Here is a 17,937-nt window from a genome sequence, read left to right as displayed (position 1 = left end):
CCACTGTTCGTCCATTTCCGCGCAGACGATGACGTCACTGCCCGGCTGTATGCGCGAGGTTACCGACTGCGGCCTGAGTTTTTTAAATGGCGGAAAATCGTGTTGAGGCCAACGCCCATAATGCGGGCGGTTGCCCGGCATCCAACGCCATTCATGGCCATATCAATGATTTTCTGGTGCGTACCGGGTTGAGAAGCGGTGTAAGTGAACTGCAGTTGCCATGTTTTACGGCAGTGAGAGCAGAGATAGCGCTGATGTCCGGCAGTGCTTTTGCCGTTACGCACCACCCCGTCAGTAGCTGAACAGGAGGGACAGCTGATAGAAACAGAAGCCACTGGAGCACCTCAAAAACACCATCATACACTAAATCAGTAAGTTGGCAGCATCACCGCATGAGAATTAGCTAACCTTTTACCCCAACTCTCCTGAGTATTTGATTCACTAATTATTCCTCGCGAATATGACTATTCGTCACAGCGATAAATTAAACATTTCAATTAATGAAAAATACCTGCAAATCCTTTTAATGACCCTGGCTAATTCTTAATGGGACCCAGGAAAAATCTGGGTGAGAATGAGGTAAAATCCCTCATAATTAACCGTAACAGACTGGTTTGTGGCGCATTACCCCTGAAAATACCAGGGTGATGAGTTGTTTCATTCACGTTAATTTTGATTAGCATGCTCATTAATTATCCGCAAGGCTTATGCCTTTGTCCTGATCCCATTCGCAGATCGTGACGCCCCCTGGCGCACGTAAAAATGCAAACGAAAACTGACAGCACGTCCCGCTTCTGACAAAATAGCGGCATCCCCTTCGATTTAACGTAACAGACGGAATCCTCTCTCTGATGGCAGCAAAGATTATTGACGGTAAAACGATTGCGCAGCAGGTGCGCTCTGAGGTTGCTCAAAAAGTTCAGGCGCGTTTAGCGGCTGGATTACGCGCCCCAGGCCTGGCTGTTGTGCTGGTAGGTAGCAACCCGGCTTCGCAGATTTATGTCGCGAGTAAACGCAAAGCCTGTGACGAGGTGGGGTTTGTCTCCCGCTCCTATGACCTGCCTGAAACCACCAGCGAGGCGGAGCTGCTCGAGCTGATCGATACGCTCAATGCAGATACCACCATCGACGGTATTCTGGTCCAGCTGCCGTTACCTGCGGGTATCGACAACGTTAAAGTTCTCGAGCGTATTGCGCCGGATAAAGACGTTGACGGTTTCCACCCGTATAACGTTGGTCGCCTGTGCCAGCGTGCGCCGCGCCTGCGCCCATGTACTCCGCGCGGTATTGTGACTCTGCTTGAGCGTTACAATATCGACACCTACGGTCTGAATGCGGTCGTTATTGGCGCGTCGAATATTGTTGGCCGCCCGATGAGCATGGAGCTGCTGCTGGCTGGCTGCACCACCACCGTCACCCACCGGTTCACCAAAGATCTGCGTCGCCATGTAGAGCATGCAGACCTGCTGATTGTTGCCGTCGGCAAACCTGGCTTTATTCCCGGCGAGTGGATCAAAGAAGGTGCGATTGTGATTGATGTCGGCATCAACCGTCTGGAGAATGGTAAGGTTGTTGGCGATGTGGTCTTTGAAGATGCTGCCGCACGCGCGTCATACATCACGCCGGTACCCGGCGGCGTAGGCCCAATGACGGTCGCCACACTTATCGAAAACACGCTGCAGGCGTGTGTTGAATATCATGATGTAAAGGACGTTTAAGATGGCGACATTTTCACTGGGTAAACACCCACACGTTGAACTCTGCGATTTACTGAAGCTGGAAGGCTGGAGCGAAAGCGGCGCCCAGGCAAAAATTGCTATTGGCGAAGGGTTAGTGAAGGTCGATGGTGCTGTAGAAACGCGTAAACGCTGCAAAATCGTTGCCGGACAGACCGTCAGCTTTGAAGGCCACAGCATTAACGTCGTGGCGTGATCCCAGGTGCCGGATGAGGTTAACCCCTGTCCGGCCACTTCCTCTCTCCTTTTCAGATAATGACTTCATCACCACTTCACAGTGAACTGTTAGCATGTTGTTTTTCCACATGAAGCGATCATCATGCCAACAATCGTTACCCACGCTGCCGTTCCTCTCTGTTTAGGATTAGGTCTCGGGCGTAAAGTCATCCCCCCGCAATTACTGTTTACTGGCGTCATTCTGGCTATGTTGCCGGATGCCGACGTACTGTCGTTTAAGCTTGGCGTCGCCTACGGCAACGTGTTTGGTCACCGCGGTTTTACCCATTCGCTGCTGTTCGCCTTCGTGGTGCCGCTGCTCGGCGTATGGATGGGTCGACGATGGTTTAAGGCAGGCTTAATTCGCTGCTGGCTATTCCTGACGGTTTCACTGCTGTCGCACAGCCTGTTGGATTCGGTCACCACTGGCGGCAAAGGCGTCGGCTGGCTGTGGCCGTGGTCGGATGAACGCTTCTTTGCACCGTGGCAGGTGATTAAAGTCGCCCCGTTTGCGCTATCACGCTACGCCACACCATACGGGCACCAGGTGATAATTTCGGAGTTGATATGGGTATGGCTACCGGGAGTTATGATGATGGGTGTGCTGTGGTGGTATCGGAAATATTAATTTGCCGGATACGACAAGCGTCTTATCCGACCGACATTCGTACATTGATTGCCGGACAGGGCGCGAGCCGCCATCCGGCAATCAATATCATTACTTACGGCGCCAGGTAGTGCCCTGCGGGCCATCTTCCAGCACGATACCCATCTCATTGAGACGGTCACGCGCGGCGTCAGCTGCCGCCCAGTCTTTGGCTTTACGGGCATCCAGACGCTGCTGGATTAACGCTTCAATTTCAGCAACTTCACCGTCATCCGCCTGCGCACCGCTTTGCAGGAATGCTTCGGGCTCCTGTTCCAGCAGGCCCAGCACGCTGGAAAGCTTACGCAGATGCGAAGCCATACCGTTAGCCACCGCCATATCTTCACCCTTCAGGCGGTTAACCTCACGCGCCATATCAAACAGCACGGAGTAGGCTTCCGGCGTATTGAAGTCATCGTCCATCGCTTCAATGAAGCGTGCTTCAAAGGCTTCGCCACCGGCTGGGGCAACGGACTTATCGGTGCCGCGCAGCGCGGTATACAGACGCTCCAGTGCAGAGCGCGCCTGCTTCAGGTTCTCTTCGCTGTAGTTTAACTGGCTACGGTAATGACCAGACATCAGGAAGTAGCGAATGGTTTCGGCGTCGTAGTATTTCAGCACGTCACGCACGGTAAAGAAGTTGCCCAACGATTTGGACATTTTCTCCCGGTCAACCATCACCATCCCGGAGTGCATCCAGTAATTAACGTATTCACCGTCATGCGCACAGGTGGACTGAGCGATTTCGTTTTCATGGTGCGGGAACATCAGATCCGAACCACCGCCATGAATATCAAAATGGTTGCCCAACTGTTTGCAGTTCATCGCCGAACATTCGATGTGCCAGCCAGGACGACCCGCACCCCACGGAGACGGCCAGCTCGGCTCGCCTTCTTTGGACATTTTCCACAGCACGAAGTCCATCGGGTTGCGCTTCACATCAACCACATCAACGCGTGCGCCCGCCTGCAGCTGATCCAGATCCTGGCGTGACAGCTGACCATAGTTCGGGTCAGTCGGCACGTCGAACATCACGTCGCCGTTATCAGCGACATAAGCGTGACCTTTGGCAATCAGCTGTTCAGTGATTTCAATAATCTCAGCGATATGGTGCGTAGCGCGCGGCTCCAGATCCGGACGCAGAATATTCAGCGCGTCGAAATCGCTATGCATTTCCGCGATCATTCTGTCGACCAACGCCACAAAGCTCTCACCGTTTTCATTCGCGCGCTTGATGATTTTGTCATCGATATCAGTAATATTGCGCACATACTTCAGCTTATAGCCGAGGAAGCGCAGATAGCGAGCGACAACGTCGAAAGAAACGAAGGTACGTCCGTGGCCAATATGACAGAGATCGTAAACGGTAATACCACACACGTACATGCCGACTTCCCCGGCATGAATAGGTTTGAATTCCTCTTTTTGGCGCGTCAGTGTATTAAAGATTTTTAACATCGAAGATTCCGTGTAGACGTGTGTGGATAGTAAAGTCTGTATAATACCCATAATTTAGACCGGAAGCAGCACACTTTGCGAGGTGATCGCAGCTTGCGGTTATGCTATAACACACCCCTAACTCTGACCCTTCACGGGGTCGAAGCACCAATCTATCGGAACAGGATGCAAAAATGGTTACTTTCCACACTAATCACGGCGATATCGTAATCAAAACGTTTGATGATAAAGCGCCTGAAACAGTTAAAAACTTCCTGGACTACTGCCGCGAAGGTTTTTACAACAACACCATTTTCCACCGTGTTATTAACGGTTTCATGATCCAGGGCGGCGGTTTCGAACCTGGCATGAAGCAAAAAGCCACGAAAGAAGCGATCAAAAACGAAGCGAACAACGGTCTGAAAAACACCCGTGGTACGCTGGCGATGGCGCGTACTCAGGCTCCGCACTCCGCAACCGCACAGTTCTTCATCAACGTTGCAGATAACGACTTCCTGAACTTCTCCGGCGAAAGCATGCAGGGTTGGGGTTATTGCGTGTTTGCTGAAGTTGTTGAAGGCATGGACGTGGTTGATAAAATCAAAGGCGTTTCCACTGGTCGCAGCGGTATGCACCAGGATGTGCCAAAAGAAGACGTCATCATCGAAAACGTGACCGTCAGCGAGTAATCGTGACGACACTGTTTATTGCAGATCTTCACCTCTGCACAGAAGAACCGGCGATCACCGCCGGTTTTCTGCGTTTTTTAGCCGGTGATGCGCGAAAAGCTGATGCACTGTACATTCTCGGCGACCTGTTTGAAGCCTGGATTGGCGACGACGACCCAACCCCACTGCATCATGAAATAGCCGCGGCGATAAAATCACTGGTTGATTCCGGCGTTCCCTGCTTTTTTATTCACGGCAACCGAGATTTTCTGCTCGGCAAACGTTTTGCCCGTGAAAGCGGCATGAGCTTGCTGCCTGAGAAAAAAGTACTCAACCTGTATGGCCGCAAGGTATTGATCATGCATGGCGACACTTTGTGTACAGACGATGCAGGCTATCAGGCGTTTCGCGCCAAAGTACATCAACCCTGGCTACAGAAGCTGTTCCTCTCCCTACCTCTGTTCGTTCGCCAACGTATCGCCGCGAAAATGCGCGCCAACAGCAAAGCGGCCAACAGCAGCAAGTCACTGGCGATCATGGATGTGAATCCGCAGGCCGTCATCACCGAGATGGAAAAGCATCAGGTCCAGTGGTTAATTCACGGCCACACCCACCGCCCGGCAGTCCACGAACTTACGGCCAATGAGCAACCCGCTTTCCGCGTGGTATTAGGCGCATGGCACACCGAAGGGTCGATGATCAAAGTCACGCCAAATGACGTTGAACTGATCGCATTTCCGTTTTAATTCCGCAGATATCCAGTTCCTCTTTACACAAAACTCATTGAGATGTAGCCAACTACAGAGGCTGCCTGAAGGGTGAAGTGTAAAGCGCGCAATCGTTTTCCTTGACGGCGAATTATGCTATTCTCTGTGGCCTCAAAAGTCGAGTGTAGTGCATCACAGGAGTTTTCAGACGCATGTCTTCCCGCAATAACCCGGCGCGTGTCGCCATCGTGATGGGGTCCAAAAGCGACTGGGCTACCATGCAGTTCGCCGCCGAAATCTTCGAAATTCTGAACGTGCCGCATCATGTTGAAGTCGTCTCCGCCCACCGCACCCCTGACAAGCTGTTTAGCTTCGCCGAAAGCGCAGAAGAGAACGGCTATCAGGTGATCATTGCCGGTGCGGGTGGCGCTGCGCATCTGCCGGGCATGATTGCGGCGAAAACGCTGGTGCCTGTTTTAGGCGTCCCGGTGCAAAGCGCGGCGCTGAGCGGCGTAGATAGCCTTTACTCCATCGTACAGATGCCGCGCGGTATTCCGGTCGGAACGCTGGCTATCGGCAAAGCGGGCGCGGCAAATGCGGCCCTGCTGGCAGCACAAATTCTGGCAACACACGACAAAGCATTACACCAGCGTCTGAACGACTGGCGCAAAGTACAAACCGACGAGGTGCTGGAGAATCCGGACCCGCGAGGTGCGGCATGAAGCAGGTCTGCGTACTCGGTAACGGTCAGTTAGGGCGCATGCTGCGCCAGGCCGGTGAGCCGCTGGGCATTGCGGTCTGGCCCGTCGGGCTGGATGCCGAACCAGCAGCGGTCCCTTTTCAGCAAAGCGTGATCACCGCTGAGATTGAGCGCTGGCCGGAAACGGCGCTCACCCGCGAGCTCGCGCGCCATCCGGCATTTGTCAACCGCGACGTTTTCCCAATTATTGCCGACCGTCTGACGCAAAAGCAGCTTTTTGACAAGCTCGGCCTGGCAACTGCGCCGTGGCAGTTGCTGGCGGATAAAAGCGAATGGCCTGCAGTATTCGACAAACTCGGTGAGCTGGCGATCGTGAAACGTCGCGTCGGCGGTTACGACGGTCGTGGGCAGTGGCGTTTGCGCGCAAATGAAACCGAACAACTGCCGGACGACTGCTACGGCGAGTGCATCGTTGAGCGGGGAATCAACTTCTCTGGTGAAGTCTCACTGGTTGGCGCTCGTGCGCACGACGGTAGCACCGTCTTCTATCCGCTGACCCATAACCTGCACCAGGACGGCATTCTGCGCACCAGCGTGGTCTTCCCGCAGGCTAACGGCAAACAGCAGAAACAGGCCGAAGCGATGCTCTCTGCCATCATGCAGGAGCTGGGCTATGTCGGCGTGATGGCGATGGAATGTTTCATCACCCCGGAAGGTCTGCTGATTAACGAACTGGCTCCACGCGTGCACAACAGCGGGCACTGGACGCAAAACGGTGCCAGCATCAGCCAGTTTGAGCTGCACCTGCGCGCCATTACCAACCTGCCGTTACCCACGCCGATAGTGAACACTCCTTCGGTGATGGTAAATCTGATTGGTAGCGACCTGAACTATGACTGGCTGAAGCTGCCGCTGGTGCATCTGCACTGGTATGACAAAGAGGTGCGTGAAGGGCGTAAGGTGGGACACCTGAACCTGAGCGACAGCGATACCGCGCGTCTTAGCGCGACGCTGGAAGCGCTTATCCCCCTGCTGCCGCCGGAATATGCCAGCGGTATTATCTGGGCGCAGTCAACGCTGAAATAAGCCATTAATGCCGGGGATTTGATTTTATCCTTCCCCGGCCCCTCCTCTGGCGCGTAAAATCCCCTCCATTGCTGTTTTTGTATTTTCAGGATCACACATGAACGATGGAACGGACTATCGCGCAATTTTGCTCGCTGGTACGCCTATAATCGATGTACGCGCCCCCGTCGAATTTCTGCAAGGCGCAATGCCGGGCGCAATCAACCTTCCCCTAATGAACGATGACGAACGTGCCGCCGTGGGTACCTGTTATAAACGTCAGGGACCCGAGGCAGCCCTCACGCTCGGTCATCAACTGGTCTGCGGCGAGACTCGCCAACAACGTATGAAGGCCTGGCTGGATGCCTGTCGTCAAAATCCTGCGGGTTATTTATGCTGCGCGCGCGGCGGTCAGCGTTCGCACATTGTGCAACAGTGGCTGCACGAGTCCGGGATTGACTACCCGCTGATACACGGCGGCTACAAAGCCCTGCGTCAGGCGGCGATTCAACTGACTGAAGAATTAGTGCAAAAGCCGATCGTCTTAATTGGCGGCTGTACCGGGAACGGGAAAACGCAGCTGGTGCAACAGCAGCCGAACGGCGTGGATCTCGAAGGTCTGGCGCACCATCGCGGTTCCTCGTTTGGTCGCACCGTTGAACCGCAGCTGAGTCAGGCGAGTTTTGAAAACCTGCTGGCGGTCGAAATGCTCAGAACCGACAGCCGTCAGGATCTGCGTCTGTGGGTACTGGAAGATGAAGGCCGCATGATAGGGGCTAATCATCTGCCTGAGTGCCTGCGCGAACGCATGACCCAGGCATCTATTGCAGTGGTGGACGATCCTTTTGAGCGTCGTCTGGAGCGACTGCGCGAAGAGTATTTCGTGCGGATGCACCACGATTTTACCCATGCTTATGGCGAGAGTCAGGGCTGGCAGGAGTATAGCGAGTATCTGCACCACGGCCTGTTTGCTATTCGCCGCCGTCTGGGTTTACAACGTTTTGCCGAGCTGACCGCCCTGCTCGACGTGGCTCTGCGCGAACAGCAAGCAACGGGCAGTACCGACGCCCATATGGGCTGGCTGGTGCCGTTGCTCAACGAGTATTACGACCCGATGTATCGCTATCAGCTGGAAAAGAAAGCCGCGAAAATCGTCTTTCGCGGCACATGGCAGGACGTTGCCGGATGGCTTAACGCACAGTGATCAGTGTCTGTCGCGCTTATCCGCGCGTTTCGCCAGCCAGTCGCCCAGCACCTGAACGACCTGCACCAGAATAATCAGCGCCACCACGGTGACGATCATGACCTGGGTTTCGTAGCGGTAATAACCAAAGCGAATCGCCAGGTCGCCTACCCCACCGCCGCCAACAATTCCGGCCATCGCGGAGTAACCGATCAGACTCACCAGCGTTATCGTCAACCCACGCAGCAGACCCGCGCTCGCTTCAGGTAACAGAACGGTGCAGATGATGCGCATCGGGCTGGCGCCAAAGGCTTCCGCCGCTTCAATAATGCCTTTATCGACTTCGCGCAGTGCGCTGTCGACCAGACGAGCATAAAAAGCGATTGCCGCCACCGAGAGCGGGACAGACGCCGCAATCGGCCCAATGGTATTTCCGAGTAAAAACTGTGTGAGCGGCAGCAGCAGCACCAGCAAGATCACAAACGGCACCGAACGGATGATATTCACCAGCACGGAGCTGAGCAGATACACAAAACGGTTTTGCCAGAATAAATGCCGGTCGGTGACAAAAATAAGAAAACCGAGCGGCAGACCGCCAATAATCGCCAGCACCGTAGAGATACTTAGCATCTGAAAGGTTTCATTAAACGCCAGCGTCAAATCAGGCAATAAATCATCCACGAATCACCTCCACCTGTGCCGTGCGTTGACGAATATGCTCCACGGCGACATCCACCGCAGAAGGGTTATGCGGCGCGGTCAGTTGCACCACCAGAATCCCCAGCGCACGCTCGCCGATATATTCAATTTTGCCGTGCAGAATGTTCACCGCCACACCAAATTTAATCGCGACTTCTGACAACACTGGCTGTTCCGCCGAATCGCCGATGAACAGAATTTTCAGCAACTGGCCAGGCAAATGCTGGCGCAAGCGTTCGGGTAGCGTCAGATTGAGGGTATGCGACACCAGTTGCTTCGTGAAAGCGTGCTGCGGGTGAGCAAAAACGTCAAACACCTCACCGGACTCCACCACCTTGCCGCCGGACATCACCGCCACACGATCGCAAATCGATTTGATCACGTTCATCTCGTGAGTGATCAGCACGATCGTGATCCCCAGCTGTTGGTTGATCTGCTTAAGCAATGCCAGAATAGTGGCCGATGTTTCCAGATCCAGCGCAGAGGTCGGTTCATCACACAGCAGCACATCGGGGTGATTGGCAATCGCACGGGCAATACCAACGCGCTGCTTTTGCCCGCCGCTGAGCTGCACAGGAAAGCGGTTCGCCTTGTCAGACAGCCCCACCAGCGTCAGGATTTCGCTGACGCGTGGGCCAATTTTACTGCGCTCCCATCCGGCAGCCTTCAGGCTGAAAGCGACGTTTTGCGCCACGGTACGGGTATGCATCAGATTAAAATGCTGAAAAATCATCCCAATACGCTGACGGGCTTTACGTAGTTGCGCCCCTTCCAGCGCGGAAATTTCTACGCCGTTAACCTTTACGCTTCCCAGGCTTGGTCGCGTTAAGGCGTTCAGGGTGCGCAGCAGCGTACTTTTCCCCGCGCCGCTGGTCCCGACAATGCCAAATATCTCGCCTGCGCCTATGCGCAAGCTGACGTCATCAACCGCCCGGGTTGATGGTCCACGGCCTGCGCTAAAATCCACGCAAACCTTTTCTATCTCAATCATAGCCACCTCAGAAATGCGAAAAGGGCAGTCGCCGCTGCCCCTGTTAACCTTGTGCGCAGCGATTATTGGGCTGCCGACATCCATTCCGGTTTCTGGAAGGCGCTGTAGATATTTTGCGGATCGTCGATCACCGCGCGATACGCCGGAGATTTCACCGCCGCCACAATATCTTTCGCGAACGGTTTATCCGCATCTTCACTGCGAACCGCTATGATATTTTTCAGATTTTCGTCCAGATGCTCTTGCTTGATGGCACTGGCGAGATCCAGTTTCGCCGCCACGGCAAAGTTACCGTTGACCAGCGCGCCGGTCACACCGTCCAGGGTACGCGGCAGTTGTGCCGCTTCCAGCGGTTTAAACACCAGCCCTTTCGGGTTGCTGGCGATATCGCGCTCAGAGGCTTTAGTCGGATCGATAGTGTCTTTGATGGTAATAAGGTCAATAGACTGCAGGAAACGCAGACCGCGAGCCAGATTGGTTGGATCATTGGAAAGCGTGATCACATCCCCTTTTTTTAACTCATCCAGGCTTTTGATTTTATGTGAGTAAAAACCCATCCCGGCCGTCGGGACCACAATCAGCTTGCTCAGCTTCAGTCCTTTATCAGCGGTGAATTTGTCAAAGTAGAGCGAGTGCTGGAACAAGTTGGCATCAATACTGCCGTTGGAAAGCGCCATGTTCGGCTGCACGTAGTCGCTGAATTCGCGCACCACTACCTTATAGCCTTTCTCTTTCAGCGTAGGGGCAATGGCCTGTTTCACCATATCGCCGTACGGCCCAGGTGCGACGCCAAACACGATGGTATGCGGGTCACTGTTCGCATGAGCAAGTTGTAATCCACAGGCCAGTAACAGCGCTCCGGTCGCGACGCGTAAACTCTGACGCAATCCCATAATTTCTCCATTTTAACGTTGTGGTGTCATGTCTCACGCCGTTCTTGCGGCGTTGTTCTTGTTGGCCTGTTAACAGGCTGATTGTTAACATGACACAGATCACAACCTGCTGTCCTTGAAATTATTTCATGATGTTGCGGGATATGTCGTTGAATGTACGTTGAAGGTACTAATGCGTTTTTCAGCAAAGGATAGTAAAAAACCGGATAACCTTCTGGTTACCCGGTTTTGGCAGGGAAATTGACTTAGAAATCGTAACGCAGACGAACCAGGTTCATATCACCCAGATTGTCGGTGCTGGAGGTGAAGACGTGTTCGTAATCCACACGGAAACCGTAGTCCAGCTGGAAGCTGATACCCACACCATTGTCGGTACGCAGGTAGTTACGACCATTCACGTATTCAATACGGTCGCCCATAACGTAGGGTTGAACGGATTTCAGCGCATACTGACCAACCGGGAAGGTGTAACCCGCGAAGTATTCCAGACCCCAGGCATCACCGGCAAAGTAATCGTTAACAGAGACTTTTTTGGTGGTCATGAAGTTTTGATACCAACCGCCGCCCATCGAGAAGGTCCAGTTGTCCGGTTTCCAGCTCAGCGCGGTACCGACGATGTTTTGATCGTAGGTTTTGCTGGTGTCGCCACGCATTTCCGCGCGGGTGTAGTTCCACGCCGTACCCCAGGTCAGGTCATCGGTGATGTGATAATCCACACCCAGCGAGCCACCGCCTTTACGCTTGTAGCGCAGACCGTTGTTCGGGTTGTAATCATCGCTGAACAGATAAGATGCGTAGAGATCAACATCGCCAACCGTTTTCTTATACTTCAGTGACTTACGCGTACGATAGGAACCGTCATAGTCGCCATTGATACCGTTACCTGGTGCCTGACCGATCATGTCGTAGTCCCAGATATCCGTTTTCGCACCAACCACATCATAGTAAATGCTGTTCTGTTGACCGAAGGTCAGCGTACCCCAGGTCGCGCTCTTCAGACCGGTGTACAACATACGACGCGTGGTATCGTTGGCGCCGTTAGCATAGTGATTATCCCAGTTGAACATTGCCGGGAAGTTTACGCCCAGCTCGTAATAACTCACCCAGCTGATGTCATCAAACAGATAGTAATCAGCGGCGAAGCGAAAACGCGTCCCGCCGTCGAAACCATTACGTTTGTAGCCATTCTTACCATCGTCACCGGCCATATTCTGGAACTGCGGACGAATACTCCCGCCGACGGTGAAGTTAAGACGGCTCAGCGGGTTGCCCGCCTGTGGATCTTGTTTCAGGACCGTGATTTCCGCCTGGGAGGCGAACGTCGTTAATGCCACTGCTGCGCCGATCGATACCGCCAGCGCCGTTTTTTTTATAGTCATTATTTGTACCTTGATAGATAGCCTGCCAATTATTCAGCATACAAATATTAACGTTTATTAATACACTCGTGTTGTCGGGTTTTTATTGTTCTGTGCTGTTAAATATCAATGAGTTATCAATTTGTGCTACATAGATAAAAAAACGCACCGATTTAAAAAACCGGTGCGTAATCATCACGAATATGAATTAACTACTGAACTGACGGAACAGCGCTTTGCCTTTTAGCAGACGTGAACCGAGCCATCCGCCGCATAGCGAGAGCAACAATGCCCCACAAAGCGGCAACACGACCCACAGTCGCCAGTCTGGCTCCCACGGAAAATCAAACACTCGGGTTTGCAGCACCGCCAGTGCGGTTTCCGCACCGATGGCAGCCACCAGTCCGGCGACCATTCCGAGCATGGCGAACTCGCACCATAGCGTGGTACGCAATAGCTTCTTACCCGCGCCCAGCGTGCGCCAGACCACCAGTTCCTGATGACGCTGACGCATTCCGACCTGGACCTGCGCCAATAGCAGCAACATACCGCAAGCGGTAACCAGCACCACCATCACCTCCAGTGCCCGGCTCACCTGCTCCAGCACCTGGCTCACCTGTTTGAGGATTGCGCAAATATCCAGCAGGCTGATAGTCGGGAATTCGCGGTTAAGCTGCGTCAGCATGCCGTTGCCGTTCTCCCAGCGAAAGCTGGTTAACCAGCTTTGCGGCTGAGCGTCCAGCGCGCCGGAGGGAAAGATAAAGAAGAAGTTGGGGCGCAGGCTTTCCCAGTCCACTTTGCGCAGACTGCTAACCGTGGCGCTGAAATCCTGGGTATCGCCCATAAAGGTCACCCGATCGCCAAGTTTGACGTTCAGCCGTTTCGCCAGCCCCTCTTCCATCGAGACTTCGCCCGCTTTTGGCGGCCAGCTTCCGGCAACGATCGGGTTATGATCCGGTCGGGTATCCTGCCAGGTCAGATTAAGCTCACGGTTCAGCGCCTCATCGTGATTGCCTTCGGTCGGCTTCTCATTGATCGCCGTCAGACGCGCCCGCACAATCGGATAGAACGATTCCGGGATCACCTGATGCTCAGCCAGGAAAGCCTTGAGTGGAACCACCTGTTCGGTGGCAATGTTGATGAGAAAATAGTTCGGGCTTTCCGGCGGCATTTGCTGCTGCCAGCGGTCGAGCAGGTCACCACGCAGTACCAGCAGCAGCGCCAGCAACATAAAGGAAAGCGAAAATGCCGACAGCTGACTGAGCGTTGACCACGGCTGGCGCAACAGCCGACTGACAGCTAAACGCAGCGGCAGCGAGGTGAGCGTCAGGCCACGCAGCACGTTGAGCAGCATCCAGCCGAGCACCCCGCACAAAAGCGCCAGCACTACCGCTCCGGCCAGCACGGCCCACAGCAGCGGACTTCCGCCCATCAGTCCGGCGAGCAGGGCAATCACGACTATCAATACCACCGGCAAATAAAACTTCAGCGGCCAGACGTTTGCCACCACGTCACGGCGCAGTACCCGCAGTGGCTGAGTCGCCAGCAGCAAACGGTAAGGGCGTAACCCCACCAGCAGAGAAATGACCGTCATAGTGCCTAATGCCCATAGCCACGGCCAGGGACTGGCAGGCGGCAGTTCGCCGGGCAGTACCGGCTTAAGTAATACCACCAGCACACGTTCAAACAACAGCCCGAATAACCCTCCGGTCACGCCAGACAGCGCCAGCACCATCAGCCATTGACCAACAATTAGCCTGCGCAACTGTGCTCTGCCCGCGCCAAGGGTTTTCAGAATAGCCACCAGATCGTAACGACTGCGGCAGTAATGGCTCATCGCCACGGCAACCGCAGCGACCGCCAGCAGCAGCGTTAGCAGCGCCGACAGCAGCAGGAACTGTTGCGAACGCTCCAGTGATTTCCCCAGCGCCCCTTCATCCTGCTCCAGCCCATACCAGCGCTGTTCAGGCTTTAACTGCGGGAGCAGCCATTTTTCATAGGCTTCCAGTTGCTGCGGTGTCCCGCCAAATTTATAGCGCCAGGTCACCCGGCTCCCCGGCTGGACCGCCGCCGTTTTTTCGACATCCGCCATGTTCATCATCAGGCGCGGCGCTATCTGAAACGGATTGAAACCGGCGTCCGGCTCCTGCACCACTTCCCCGGCGATGCGCAGCGTGGCATCACCCACGTCGATGGAATCACCGATTTTTAAGTTCAGCAACGCCATCAGACGCGGAGCCAGCAGCACCGAGCCTGGCTGAGGTTTCAGTCCCGGCGGATTGGTTTGCAACGTGCCATACATCGGATACACATCATCCACCGCTTTGACGTTCGCCAACTGCGGCGTATCCCGGGCAAAGGTCATAGTGGCAAAGGTCAGCTGTTCGCCCACTTTCAGGCCACGCTGTCGCGCCTCGTCAATCCACGCTTTCGGCACGGTACGCGAACTTTGCAGCGACCGATCTCCCGCCATAAACTCACGGCTTTGCTGGCTCAGCCCTTTTTCCATACGATCGCTGATATTGCCCAGCGCCAGCACGCAGGCCACGGCCAGACTCAGCGCCAGCCAGACAATCAGTAATGAAGGCGAGCGCCATTCGCGCCAGAACCAGCGTGCAATCATGCCTCCTCCTGCAACTGTCCGTTCACCAGACGTAAACGCCGATCGCAACGCGCCGCCAGTTGAGAATCATGGGTCACCAGAATCAGGGTGGTGCCATGTTCCCGGTTCAGAGAAAACAGCAGGTCGGCGATTTTGTCTCCGGTCTGGCGGTCCAGATTGCCCGTCGGTTCATCGGCAAACAGTACGTCAGGACGACCGTTAAACGCCCGCGCCAGCGCTACGCGCTGCTGCTCCCCGCCGGAAAGCTGGGCCGGAAGATGATCAAGACGTTTTCCCAGCCCCAGTTGCTCCAGCAACGTTTTTGCCCCGTCGCGACTTTTTCCGCTGTTTTCGCCGCGCAACAACGCGGGCAACTCGACGTTTTCCAGCGCGTTTAGGGTCGGAATTAACATGAATGACTGGAAGACAAAACCCACGTGTCGCGCCCGCAGCTGTGCCCGGGCTTCTTCATCCATGGTGTGCAGCGCCTGCCCCACCAGGCTGACTTCACCGCTGGTGCCATCGTCCAGCCCGGCGAGGATCGCCAGCAGTGTGGATTTTCCTGAACCCGACTCGCCAATCAGCGCAATGGTCTCGGCGCGTTTGACAACCAGTTCAACTCCGGTAAGGATGGATAGCTCATGATCACCCTGACCGACGGATTTCTTAAGATGATGAACTTCAACAATGTTTTCCGCTGGCATTGGCCTTTCCTGTTCCTGGTCCTGTTAACTTTCCGCGCCGCCGCAGCGGACACGTTATTAATTCTGGGTGACAGCCTGAGCGCCGGATACCGTATGTCCGCCAGCGCCGCATGGCCTGCGCTACTTAATGATAAATGGCAAACCAAAACGCCGGTGGTGAATGCCAGTATTAGCGGCGACACCTCGCAGCAGGGTCTGGCCCGTCTGCCTGCATTACTGAAGCAGCACCAGCCGCGCTGGGTGCTGGTCGAACTTGGCGGCAACGACGGTCTGCGCGGTTTTGCGCCTGCGCAAACCGAACAAACCCTGCGCACGATTCTGCAGGATGTGAAAGCAGCAAATGCCGAACCGCTGCTGATGCAAATTCGTCTGCCGGCAAACTACGGTCGCCGTTATAATGAAAGCTTTAGCGCGATTTATCCAAAACTCGCCAAAGAGTTTGATATACCTCTGCTGCCCTTTTTTATGGAAGAGGTTTATCTGAAACCCCAGTGGATGCAGGATGATGGTATTCATCCTAACCGTGACGCCCAGCCGTTTATTGCCGACTGGATGGCGCAACATCTCACTCCTCTAGTAAATCACGACTCGTAAAACAACGGAGATCCTGACAGGTAAAGTTATGCAAAAATCGGTCTTAATAACAGGATGTTCCAGCGGAATCGGTCTGGAAAGCGCGCTTGAGCTAAAGCGCCAGGGTTTTCAAATTCTGGCAGGCTGTCGCAAACCTGACGATGTGGCGCGTATGAACAGCATGGGATTCACCGGCATATTGCTGGATCTGGATTCACCCGAGAGCATAGATCGCGCGGCTGATGAGGTGATCGCCCTGACCGATAATCGTTTGTATGGGATCTTTAACAACGCCGGATACGGCGTCTATGGCCCACTGCCCACCATCAGCCGCGAGCAGATGGAACAGCAGTTTTCCGCCAACTTCTTTGGCGCACATCAGCTTACCATGCGCCTGTTACCTGCCATGCTACCCCACGGCGAAGGACGAATTGTGATGACCTCGTCGGTAATGGGATTGATCTCAACGCCGGGGCGCGGGGCCTATGCCGCCAGCAAATATGCGCTGGAAGCCTGGTCCGACGCGCTGCGTATGGAGCTGCGCCACAGCGGGATTAAGGTCAGCCTGATTGAGCCTGGCCCTATTCGCACCCGCTTTACCGAAAACGTCAACCAGACCCAGAGCGATGCTCCCGTGGAAAACCCCGGAATTGCCGCGCGTTTTACGCTGGGGCCACAAGCGGTTGTCGCCAAAGTGCGTCATGCGTTTGAGAGCGACAAACCAAAGCTGCGTTATCCGGTTACGCTGGTGACCTGGGCAGTTATGCTACTGAAGCGCCTGTTGCCAGGCCGCATAATGGACAAAATTTTACACGGTTGAGTTGAAGCACGCGCGTCAGCCCCCATGTAACAAGAAATCGACAAAAGAGAGTAACTCCATGTCCACACAGAATATTGTTAACATTAACGAATCGAACCTCCAGCAGACCCTTGAACAGTCGATGACCACGCCGGTCCTGTTCTATTTTTGGTCTGAGCGCAGCCAGCATTGTCTGCAATTAACGCCGGTACTGGAGAGCCTTGTTGCTCAGTACAACGGTCAGTTTATTCTCGCCAAGTTAGACTGCGACGCCGAGCAGATGATCGCCTCCCAGTTTGGTCTGCGCGCGATCCCCACGGTTTATCTGTTCCAGAACGGTCAGCCGGTAGATGGATTCCAGGGCCCGCAGCCGGAAGAAGTTATTCGCGCGCTGCTGGAGAAAGTGTTACCGAGCGAAGAAGAGTTGAAAGCGCGCCAGGCGATCGAGTTCATCGAAGCCGGCAATCACGCTGATGCGCTGCCGCTGCTGAAAGAAGCCTGGCAGATCTCCAATCAGAGCAGCGAAATTGGCCTGCTGCTGGCGGAAACGCAAATCGCCCTGAACCGTCCAGACGAAGCCGAAGCGGTGCTGAAAACTATCCCGTTGCAGGATCAGGACACCCGTTATCAGGGCCTGGTGGCACAGATCGAACTGCTGAAGCAGGCGGCTGATACGCCTGAAATCCAACAGTTGCAGCAGCAGGTCGCCAGCAATCCACAGGATGCGGCGCTGGCAACTCAACTGGCCATTCAGTTACACCAGGTTGGACGTAACGAGGAATCGCTGGAATTGCTGTTCAGTCACCTGAAGAAAGATCTCACTGCAGCCGACGGTCAGGCGCGTAAAACCTTCCAGGAGATCCTTGCCGCACTGGGCACCGGCGATGCGCTGGCCTCGAAATACCGCCGCCAGCTGTACGCGCTGTTGTACTAATCCGCTGCATTTGCCTGATGGCGCTT

18 protein-coding genes and 1 pseudogene are annotated in these 17,937 nt (G+C 54.6%); 11 read left to right on the top strand and 8 right to left on the bottom strand.

The features are described 5' to 3' along the window. Positions 1-335, bottom strand: a pseudogene (locus tag OGV38_RS05100) (IS1-like element IS1B family transposase); the annotation flags it as partial. A gap of 516 nt (positions 336-851) precedes the next feature. On the opposite strand from OGV38_RS05100, the gene folD reads away from it, so the two are divergent. From folD to OGV38_RS05085, 3 genes are all read left to right on the top strand, one after another. Continuing rightward, a complete protein-coding gene (gene folD / locus OGV38_RS05095; RefSeq protein ID WP_003021887.1) occupies positions 852-1,718 on the top strand; it encodes a bifunctional methylenetetrahydrofolate dehydrogenase/methenyltetrahydrofolate cyclohydrolase FolD in 867 nt (288 codons plus the stop codon). A gap of 1 nt (position 1,719) precedes the next feature. Further along, positions 1,720-1,932, top strand: coding sequence for a ribosome-associated protein YbcJ (gene ybcJ / locus OGV38_RS05090; RefSeq protein ID WP_016152124.1), 213 nt, complete (start codon positions 1,720-1,722; stop codon positions 1,930-1,932). A 123-nt stretch (positions 1,933-2,055) separates the two neighbouring features. After that, positions 2,056-2,580: a metal-dependent hydrolase gene (locus OGV38_RS05085; protein ID WP_019076201.1), complete on the top strand. Its 525-nt coding sequence runs from the start codon at positions 2,056-2,058 to the stop codon at positions 2,578-2,580. Between the two features lie 90 nt (positions 2,581-2,670). On the opposite strand, the gene cysS is transcribed toward OGV38_RS05085, so the two are convergent. Then, positions 2,671-4,056, bottom strand: a complete 1,386-nt coding sequence (cysS, locus tag OGV38_RS05080) for a cysteine--tRNA ligase (RefSeq protein ID WP_075846834.1) — start codon at positions 4,054-4,056, stop codon at positions 2,671-2,673. A gap of 173 nt (positions 4,057-4,229) precedes the next feature. Here cysS and ppiB point away from each other — a divergent pair, with 173 nt between their 5' ends. The 5 genes from ppiB (at position 4,230) to mnmH (ending at position 8,379) form a co-directional block, all read left to right on the top strand. Then, on the top strand, positions 4,230-4,724 hold the full coding sequence (gene ppiB, locus OGV38_RS05075; protein WP_003021875.1) for a peptidylprolyl isomerase B: 495 nt from the start codon (positions 4,230-4,232) through the stop codon (positions 4,722-4,724). Between the two features lie 2 nt (positions 4,725-4,726). Then, entirely contained in the window at positions 4,727-5,449 is a 723-nt protein-coding gene (gene lpxH, locus OGV38_RS05070; protein ID WP_103283569.1) for a UDP-2,3-diacylglucosamine diphosphatase, read from the top strand. Positions 5,450-5,622: 173 nt separating this feature from the next. Further along, positions 5,623-6,132, top strand: coding sequence for a 5-(carboxyamino)imidazole ribonucleotide mutase (purE, locus tag OGV38_RS05065; protein ID WP_075846830.1), 510 nt, complete (start codon positions 5,623-5,625; stop codon positions 6,130-6,132). After that, complete coding sequence (gene purK, locus OGV38_RS05060) at positions 6,129-7,196, top strand: 5-(carboxyamino)imidazole ribonucleotide synthase (RefSeq protein ID WP_016155902.1); 1,068 nt, start codon at positions 6,129-6,131, stop codon at positions 7,194-7,196. The genes purE and purK overlap by 4 nt, the downstream gene beginning before the upstream one ends. 97 nt (positions 7,197-7,293) lie before the next feature. After that, positions 7,294-8,379, top strand: a complete 1,086-nt coding sequence (gene mnmH, locus OGV38_RS05055) for a tRNA 2-selenouridine(34) synthase MnmH (RefSeq protein WP_016155901.1) — start codon at positions 7,294-7,296, stop codon at positions 8,377-8,379. Here the strand turns inward: mnmH and OGV38_RS05050 are convergent, their stop codons facing one another. The 6 genes from OGV38_RS05050 to ybbA all read right to left on the bottom strand — a co-directional run bounded on the left by OGV38_RS05050 (position 8,380) and on the right by ybbA (position 15,605). After that, on the bottom strand, positions 8,380-9,039 hold the full coding sequence (locus OGV38_RS05050; protein ID WP_003831085.1) for a methionine ABC transporter permease: 660 nt from the start codon (positions 9,037-9,039) through the stop codon (positions 8,380-8,382). It abuts the gene before it with no gap. Then, the gene (gene sfbB / locus OGV38_RS05045) at positions 9,032-10,048 is read right to left on the bottom strand and encodes a virulence-associated ABC transporter ATP-binding protein SfbB (protein WP_269518637.1); all 1,017 of its coding nucleotides are present in this window, start codon (positions 10,046-10,048) and stop codon (positions 9,032-9,034) included. Before sfbB ends, OGV38_RS05050 begins: the two co-directional genes overlap by 8 nt. A 62-nt stretch (positions 10,049-10,110) precedes the next feature. Beyond that, complete coding sequence (locus tag OGV38_RS05040) at positions 10,111-10,941, bottom strand: MetQ/NlpA family ABC transporter substrate-binding protein (protein ID WP_016155899.1); 831 nt, start codon at positions 10,939-10,941, stop codon at positions 10,111-10,113. 245 nt (positions 10,942-11,186) lie between these two features. Next, entirely contained in the window at positions 11,187-12,320 is a 1,134-nt protein-coding gene (locus OGV38_RS05035; protein WP_016152115.1) for a porin, read from the bottom strand. A gap of 187 nt (positions 12,321-12,507) precedes the next feature. Then, complete coding sequence (gene ybbP, locus OGV38_RS05030) at positions 12,508-14,922, bottom strand: putative ABC transporter permease subunit YbbP (protein ID WP_269518640.1); 2,415 nt, start codon at positions 14,920-14,922, stop codon at positions 12,508-12,510. Then, the gene (gene ybbA / locus OGV38_RS05025) at positions 14,919-15,605 is read right to left on the bottom strand and encodes a putative ABC transporter ATP-binding protein YbbA (protein ID WP_016152113.1); all 687 of its coding nucleotides are present in this window, start codon (positions 15,603-15,605) and stop codon (positions 14,919-14,921) included. The genes ybbP and ybbA overlap by 4 nt, the downstream gene beginning before the upstream one ends. Here ybbA and tesA point away from each other — a divergent pair. From tesA to OGV38_RS05010, 3 genes are read left to right on the top strand one after another with little or no spacing between them, the layout of a single operon-like run. Next, positions 15,576-16,199, top strand: coding sequence for a multifunctional acyl-CoA thioesterase I/protease I/lysophospholipase L1 (gene tesA, locus OGV38_RS05020; protein WP_029139446.1), 624 nt, complete (start codon positions 15,576-15,578; stop codon positions 16,197-16,199). The two genes, ybbA and tesA, sit on opposite strands and share 30 nt — an antisense overlap. 28 nt (positions 16,200-16,227) lie before the next feature. Further along, on the top strand, positions 16,228-16,998 hold the full coding sequence (locus OGV38_RS05015; RefSeq protein WP_286473005.1) for an SDR family oxidoreductase: 771 nt from the start codon (positions 16,228-16,230) through the stop codon (positions 16,996-16,998). A gap of 58 nt (positions 16,999-17,056) precedes the next feature. Next, positions 17,057-17,911, top strand: a complete 855-nt coding sequence (locus OGV38_RS05010) for a co-chaperone YbbN (protein ID WP_155574033.1) — start codon at positions 17,057-17,059, stop codon at positions 17,909-17,911. Positions 17,912-17,937: the final 26 nt, after the last annotated feature.

It is taken from the genome of Citrobacter sp. Cb080 (assembly GCF_030334745.1).
Classification (GTDB): domain Bacteria; phylum Pseudomonadota; class Gammaproteobacteria; order Enterobacterales; family Enterobacteriaceae; genus Citrobacter; species Citrobacter braakii.
This window is presented reverse-complemented; position numbering and strand designations above follow the sequence as displayed.